Origin of the sequence: Peptostreptococcus sp. MV1, assembly GCF_000758885.1 — a bacterium.
Taxonomy (GTDB): Bacteria; Bacillota; Clostridia; order Peptostreptococcales; family Peptostreptococcaceae; genus Peptostreptococcus.
Genome location: NZ_JRNB01000121.1, coordinates 19,903 through 27,073 on the forward strand (window position 1 = coordinate 19,903; position 7,171 = coordinate 27,073).

At 40.3% G+C, this 7,171-nt stretch carries 8 protein-coding genes; all 8 read left to right on the forward strand.

Annotation, left to right across the window (positions count from 1 at the left end):
* Positions 1 to 58 precede the first annotated feature (58 nt).
* Positions 59 to 283 (forward strand): acyl carrier protein, encoded by a 225-nt coding sequence (locus HMPREF1639_RS08840; RefSeq protein ID WP_036765742.1) that lies wholly within the window; start codon positions 59 to 61, stop codon positions 281 to 283.
* 5 nt (positions 284 to 288) lie between these two features.
* Complete coding sequence (gene fabK, locus HMPREF1639_RS08845; RefSeq protein WP_036765744.1) at positions 289 to 1,227, forward strand: enoyl-[acyl-carrier-protein] reductase FabK; 939 nt, start codon at positions 289 to 291, stop codon at positions 1,225 to 1,227.
* 22 nt (positions 1,228 to 1,249) lie between these two features.
* Positions 1,250 to 2,194: an ACP S-malonyltransferase gene (locus tag HMPREF1639_RS08850; protein ID WP_036765747.1), complete on the forward strand. Its 945-nt coding sequence runs from the start codon at positions 1,250 to 1,252 to the stop codon at positions 2,192 to 2,194.
* Positions 2,195 to 2,321: 127 nt separating this feature from the next.
* On the forward strand, positions 2,322 to 3,068 hold the full coding sequence (gene fabG, locus HMPREF1639_RS08855; protein ID WP_036765750.1) for a 3-oxoacyl-[acyl-carrier-protein] reductase: 747 nt from the start codon (positions 2,322 to 2,324) through the stop codon (positions 3,066 to 3,068).
* 72 nt (positions 3,069 to 3,140) lie between these two features.
* Positions 3,141 to 4,376, forward strand: a complete 1,236-nt coding sequence (fabF, locus tag HMPREF1639_RS08860; RefSeq protein WP_036765751.1) for a beta-ketoacyl-ACP synthase II — start codon at positions 3,141 to 3,143, stop codon at positions 4,374 to 4,376.
* 8 nt (positions 4,377 to 4,384) lie between these two features.
* A complete protein-coding gene (gene fabZ, locus HMPREF1639_RS08865) occupies positions 4,385 to 4,810 on the forward strand; it encodes a 3-hydroxyacyl-ACP dehydratase FabZ (protein WP_036765753.1) in 426 nt (141 codons plus the stop codon).
* Between the two features lie 302 nt (positions 4,811 to 5,112).
* Positions 5,113 to 6,459 carry a nucleobase:cation symporter-2 family protein gene (locus tag HMPREF1639_RS08870; RefSeq protein WP_198021087.1) on the forward strand — a complete coding sequence of 449 codons (1,347 nt, stop codon included), beginning with the start codon at positions 5,113 to 5,115 and terminating at the stop codon, positions 6,457 to 6,459.
* A gap of 18 nt (positions 6,460 to 6,477) precedes the next feature.
* Positions 6,478 to 7,047, forward strand: a complete 570-nt coding sequence (locus tag HMPREF1639_RS08875) for a xanthine phosphoribosyltransferase (RefSeq protein ID WP_036765755.1) — start codon at positions 6,478 to 6,480, stop codon at positions 7,045 to 7,047.
* The last annotated feature ends 124 nt before the right edge of the window (positions 7,048 to 7,171 follow it).

Consider the following 7,171-nt stretch of genomic DNA (forward strand, 5'->3'; position numbering starts at 1 on the left):
AGATACAAAGAAAAATCAAATAAAAAACAATAAAGAATGTTAAAAGGAGAATATAAAAATGATAGAAAAGATAAAGGCAATATTAGCAGACCAGTTAGACATTGAATTAGAAGATATAAAGGACAACAGTGACATTCAGGAAGAATTAGAAGCGGATTCATTAGACGTAATGGATATAATGACAGAAATTGAAGATGAATTTGATATAGAGGTAGAAGACGAAGCTATAGAAGAATTGAGAACTCCTCAGAAGATAGCTGACTACATAGCAAAGGTAAAGTAATAGCCATGAAAAACAAGGAAATATGTACTTTATTGGGCATAGACTACCCTATTTTTCAAGGTGGAATGGCCTGGGTATCAGATGCTGAACTAGCGGCTGCCGTATCAAATGCAGGTGGTCTCGGAATCATAGCAGCAGGCAATGCACCCAAAGATTGGGTTGTAAATGAGGTCAGAAAAGTAAAGACACTTACAGATAGGCCTTTTGCCCTAAACCTCATGTTACTCAGTCCATTTATCGATGAGGTAGTTGATGCCGTGATAGAAGAAGGCGTAAAAATAGTAGTGACTGGGGCAGGTAATCCAGGCAAGTATTTTAGTAAACTAAACGAGCATGGAGTAAAGATAATACCAGTAGTACCATCAGTAGCTCAGGCTATCAGGATGGAAAGAAATGATGGTGTTGTAGCCATGATAGCAGAGGGCGCTGAAGCAGGTGGCCACGTAGGTGTAACCAACACTATGTCCTTGATACCACAGATAGTAGATGCTGTATCACTGCCAGTCATAGCTGCGGGTGGAATAGCGGATGGTAGGGGTTTTGCTGCAGCAATTTGTCTAGGTGCTAGTGGAATCCAGCTAGGAACTAGGTTTTTGGTAGCCCATGAATGTAATGTCAGCCAAGCCTACAAGGACAAGGTCTTAAAGGCCAAGGACACATCTACCATAACAACCGGAAATTCAACAGGCCACCCTGTCAGGGTAATCAAAAATAAGTTTGCCAAGAAATTCAAGGCCATGGAAGAGGGGGCAAGTAGCCCAGAAGACTTGGAAGCATTCGGTGCTGGTGCCTTGAGGAGGGCAGTAGTAGATGGCGATGTGGACAATGGTTCAGTCATGGCAGGCCAGATAGCAGGTCTGGTAAAAAAGACAGAATCATGCAAGGAAATAATAGAAGACCTAATGAAGGGTTATTCAGAGGTAGTCAAGGGACTAGATATTTAGATAGTGAAAGGATAGGTTAGGAATGAGTAAAAAAATAGGGATATTATTTCCTGGTCAGGGCTCTCAATATGAGGGCATGGGTAGGGACTTGATAGCTAGCCCAGTATACAAGAGGGCCAAGGATATATTGGATGAGCATACATATTCGGTGGTTGAGGCTGCTAGACTTGAAGACCTATCAAAGACTAGGTATGGTCAGGTATCTATATTTTTAAATAGTCTTAGCCTATATGAGGAACTAAAGGATAGGCTTTTGGAACCCAACAATATAGGGGTATCAGCCAGTCTTGGTTTGAGCCTTGGTGAGTATACAGCCTTGTGTGCAGCAGGAGTATTTTCTATCGATGAAGGTATAGACCTTGTCAAAAATAGGGGTCTAATCATGGAAGAAGGTGCGGCAGGTCGTGGCTCAATGGTGGCAGTTATGAAGACTGGACTAGAAACCATCCAAGACCTAGTTGACCAGGCTAGAGAGGGTCAGGTACTATCTGTATGCAACTTAAATTCTCCCGGCCAGATAGTGGTGGGAGGAGAATTTGAGGCTCTTGATAGGTTTGAGGAAAAATGCAAGGAAGCCAAGATAAAGAGGTATATGAGGCTAAATGTGGAAGGTCCCTTCCATACTCAGATACTAGACCAGGCGGCCCAGAAGTTTGCAGATGAGTTTTTGAGCAAGGTAGATTATAGGGAGCCTAGCATGGAGGTCTATACTAACCTAAGAGGAAGCTCATATAAGGAAGTAGATTCTATAGCAGAAAACCTAAGGGACCAGATGTGTTCGCCGGTTAGATTTATAGACTGCGTTGAAAATATGATTGCAGATGGATGCCAGATTTTTATAGAGATTGGTCCTGGCAAGTCACTATCTGGCTTTGTAAAAAAAATAAACAAGAATGTAAGGGTAATTAATATACAAAAAATATCCGATATAGAAGATATAAATTTAAATGACATTATACAGATTTAAACAGGATCTTTAAGCAAGATAGTTTATATAATATATATTAGCCTGATTAAATGTAAAATATATAAATTTATATACAATATATAGGATATAAGTTTGGAATATAGGATATAAATTTGGAGGATTTAATATGAATGAGATAAAGAAGGTAGCCTTTGTAACAGGTGCCTCTAGGGGTATTGGTAAGGCCATAGTTGAAAAATTGGCCACTGACGGTTACAAGGTGGGATTTAGTTATATAAGCTCAGATGAAAAGGCCAAGGCCATAGTTGATGAAATGAGTCAACAGGGTCTAGAGGTATTCTCTTTGAAGTTTGATGTCAAGGACTACCAGGAGGTAGAAGAGGCATTTGCAAAGATATATGAGGAACACGGTAGAATAGATGTCCTAGTAAATAATGCAGGTATAACTAGGGACAAGTTGTTTTCGAGGATGAAGGAAGGCGACTTTGACCAGGTAATAGAGACTAACCTAAAGGGTATATTTAACTGTTCAAAGCAGGTGGCCAGAAAGATGTCAAAGCAAAAGTCTGGACGCATTATAAATATATCATCCCTAGCAGGTTTGGTAGGAAATATAGGCCAGGTCAACTATTCGGCTTCAAAGGCAGGTGTCATTGGCTTTACTAGGTCACTGGCAGCTGAACTAGGTGCATATGGGGTAACTGTAAATGCAGTGGCACCAGGCCTAATAAAGACAGATATGACAGATGCTATTCCAGACCAAATTAGGGAAGGTATGATTAGTGCCGTACCCCTAAAACGTATAGGTCAGCCTCAAGATATAGGTAATATAGTAGGATTTTTGGCAAGTGACTCAGCCTCATATATTACAGGTCAGGTTATCAGTGTTGACGGTGGCCTATCATCTATATAGATCAAAAGTGAAAATAGGTTTATAGGTTTACTATAAAAACCTAAATAAGTTTGTAAGGAGAAAATTCTTTTTATGAGTAGAAGGGTAGTTATTACAGGAGCTGGTGTAATCAGTTCCCTAGGGAATTCTGTAGACACCTTTATAGAAAATATAAAAGACGGAAAAAATGGCATAAGTCCGATTGAAGGTATAGACGTAAGCAATAACAAGGCCAAGCTAGCAGCAGAGGTCAAGGACTTCGATCCAAAGGCCTTTGCCATAGATGGTCACAAGAAAAAAGACAAGTTTGTCCAATATGCAATTGCAGCAGCCAAACAGGCCTACGAGAGCAGTGGCTATGAAATAAATGACGAAAATAAATTTAGGACAGGTGTAGTAGTAGGTAGTGGAATTGGTGGTTTGGTAACTATCCAGGAAGCCTATGCCAAGTATCAGGAAAAGGGACCTAGAAAGGTATCGTCCCACTTTATACCAAAGGCTATAGTCAATATGGCTTCTGCCCATGTATCCATATGCCTTGGAACTAGAGGAGTATGTACCTCTAGTGTAACTGCCTGTGCAACATCTACAGATTCTATAGGTCATGCTTTTAGGTTGATCAAGGACGGCTACCAGGATGCAGTTTTTGCAGGTGGATGTGAAGCATCCATATGTGAACTAGGTGTGTCTGGCTTTGAGTCTATGTCAGCCCTATCATTTTCACAGGATACAGACAGGGCATCTATACCTTTTGATAAGGAGAGGTCTGGATTTGTAATGGGAGAAGGGGCTGGAGTACTTTTATTAGAGTCTCTAGACTCAGCCCTAGCAAGGGGAGCAAACATAATATGTGAAATAGCAGGCTATGGTCAGACAAGTGATGCCTACCATATCACTGCCCCAGATCCAGAGGGTGAGGGTGCCAAGATGTCCATGCTATTGGCTCTTGAAGAGGCAGGAGTAAAGCCTGACGAACTTGCTTACATCAATGCACATGGAACTAGCACACCTATGAACGATTCCATAGAGACCAAGGCCATAAAGAAGGCCTTTGGGGACCATGCCAAGAATCTGTGCGTATCGTCTACCAAGAGTATGACAGGTCATATGTTGGGGGCAGCGGGAGCAGTAGAAGCCCTTGTATGTGCCTATGCTGTCAGAGATGGATTCCTTCCTCAGACACTCAACTACAGGGTGGAAGATGAAGACTGTGACCTAGACTATGTAGCAGGTGGAACTAGGTACCAAGAAGTAGCAACAGCCATATCAAACTCACTAGGTTTTGGTGGTCACAACTCAAGTCTCCTATTTAAAAAGTACAGCGAGTAGGTGAAGATATGTTGAATATAGAAGAAATAAAACAAATAATACCACATAGGTATCCATTTCTACTGATAGATAGGGTAGAGGAAATGGAGATAGGCAAGAGCGTTCATGCAATAAAGTGTATAACTGCATCAGAGCCTTGGTTTACCGGACATTTTCCAGACCATAATGTAATGCCAGGAGTCCTGCTTGTTGAGGCAATGGCCCAGGCAGGGGCAGTATCTATCCTATCAATGGAAGAAAACAAGGGCAAGCTTGCCTTTTTCTCAGGCATAAAAAACGCCAAATTCAGAAGAGAGGTAGTTCCTGGAGACAGGCTGGACATATATGTGGAAATAACTAAGATGAGAAGAAACTATGGGACAGGTGCAGGTAAGATCTATTGTGGTCAGGACCTGTGTGTGGAAGCAGAAATAAGTTTCTTTATAGAAAAATAAAAGTGTAGACAAGTCAAAATAAAAACATAAAAATTAAAATAAGGGCTAGTATCTTAGGCTAGCCTAAATAGGGCTAGGGGCTGACCAGTAAGGTTGGCCCCTTTAAATATATTTTTGTCTGAAGAGGCCATTGTATGTGAATATGGTGAATTTATGTATGGATAATTAGCTAATTTGCAAAAAAAGTAAAAAAATATGAATAATATTCACTATAAGTGGTGACAATTTTCGTATTTTTAGATATAATAGCTAAATATAAAAGTCTAGATATTCAAATTTATTAGGTATTTTTAGGAGGAATAATGGAAGAAATGAATGTAAACGTGGACCAGGTAAGCCAGTCCAGTAAGAGGGAAGAGCTAAAGTATTCAATAGAGTCAGTGCCACCACTTGGCGTGTCTATTTTGTTGGCTCTACAGCATATACTAGCGGCCTTTGCAGGTATAATAGCTGTGCCTCTAGTTGTTTGTGCAGCACTGAAACTAAGCGTTGAGCAAACTACCCTAATGGTCGGTGCAACTATATTTGCATCAGGAATCACAACAATATTGCAGTCAAAGGGACTAGGTCCAATAGGGTCTAGGGTTTCCGGTATGATGGGTACCGACTTCACCTTTGTAAATCCATCAATTAGTGTTGGAGCCAAGTTTGGTATAGCCGGTATAGTAGCAGCTACAATAACAGGTTCTCTAGTAGAAATTATTTTGAGTAGGTTTATAAAGCCGCTAATGAAGTTTTTTCCACCACTAATCACAGGTACAGTGGTATCTTTGATAGGTATCACCCTATTGCCAGTTAGTATAGACTGGGCAGCAGGTGGTGTAGGGGCAGCTGACTATGGTTCTTTGAAGAATCTTTGCGTAGCCTTTGTAATCATGTTGTTTACCTTATTTTTGAACCACTTTGGTAAGGGAATGCTATCAACAGCAGCTGTATTTATAGGCATGGTATTTGGCTACCTAGTATGTATACCTATGGGTATGGTAGATTTGACATCCGTAGCTAATGCAGACTGGATAGCAATACCAAATATTTTACGTTATGGCTTTCATTTTGATATGGCTTCTACCCTTTCCTTTGTGCCAGCCTATGTAGTTTCTACTATAGGTACAGTTGGTATAATGATGGCAATCGGTGAGGCTTCTCATGAAAAAATAAATAGTGATAGAGCTGCAGCAGGTGTCCTATGCGACGGTGTCGGTTCTATGATATCAGGTCTATTTGGAGCAGGCCCAAACACTGCCTTTTCACAGAATGTAGGTTTAATTACATTAACTAAGGTAGCTAGTAGACATGTAATGATAATTGCTGGTATAATATTAGCCATACTAGGAGTATTTCCAAAGTTGAGTGCTCTAATTGCAGTAATGCCTTCTCCAGTCTTGGGTGGTGTTGGTGTGATTATGTTTGGTCTAGTTGCAGCCCAGGGTATAAAGACCCTAGCTTCAATTGACTTGGGTGATCGTGAATTATTGATAATATCTGTTGCCTTTGCCCTAGGTATAGGCGTAACAGTAAAACCTGAAATACTACAGGGCCTACCAAATGCCCTAAAGATGGTTCTATCATCAGGTATTTCAACAGGTACCATAGCAGCCTTGATACTAAATATTGTCTTGGTTGACAGGAGAAAAAAAGTAAGTCCTTAGAGGGCAGGAGGGAATATAATGAAACTATTAGAAGATATGATTTTGAAAAAAGGTAGAGTCTTGGATGGTAATATATTGAAGGTAGACAACTTCCTAAACCACCAGATAGATGCAGAACTATTTATGGAGATGGGCAAGGATTATTATGACCACTTCAAGGACAAGGGAATTACTAAGATACTTACACTAGAGGTGTCGGGTATAGCTATTGCCTTTGCAGCAGCGACATACTTCAAGCTACCCCTAGTATTCGCCAAAAAGTCTGCATCTCTTACTCTTGCAGATGATGTATATACTAGTAAGGTAGTATCGTACACAAAGAAGAAAGAGTACGATATAAAGGTTGATAAGAACTTCTTATCAGCAGATGACAAGGTCTTGATAATAGATGACTTCCTAGCTACAGGTCAGGCCCTAAAGGGCTTGGTTTCATTATGTGACCAGGCAGGAGCTCAAGTTGCAGGAATTGGTATAGCCATAGAAAAGACTTTCCAAGATGGTGGAAAGAATTTTAGAGATAAGGGCTATGATGTATACAGCCAGGCCATGATTAAGGCCTTTGAAAACAATTCAGTAGTTTTTGAGTAAAGTTAATAGAAATATTTGAGGAAATACTGAGGATTTCTTGTTGATAATGTGGATTAGTGATGCTATTTCAATTTTATGGTTCTTTGTCAACTAGCGTTGATGAATAAAATCCGAAATTTATGCG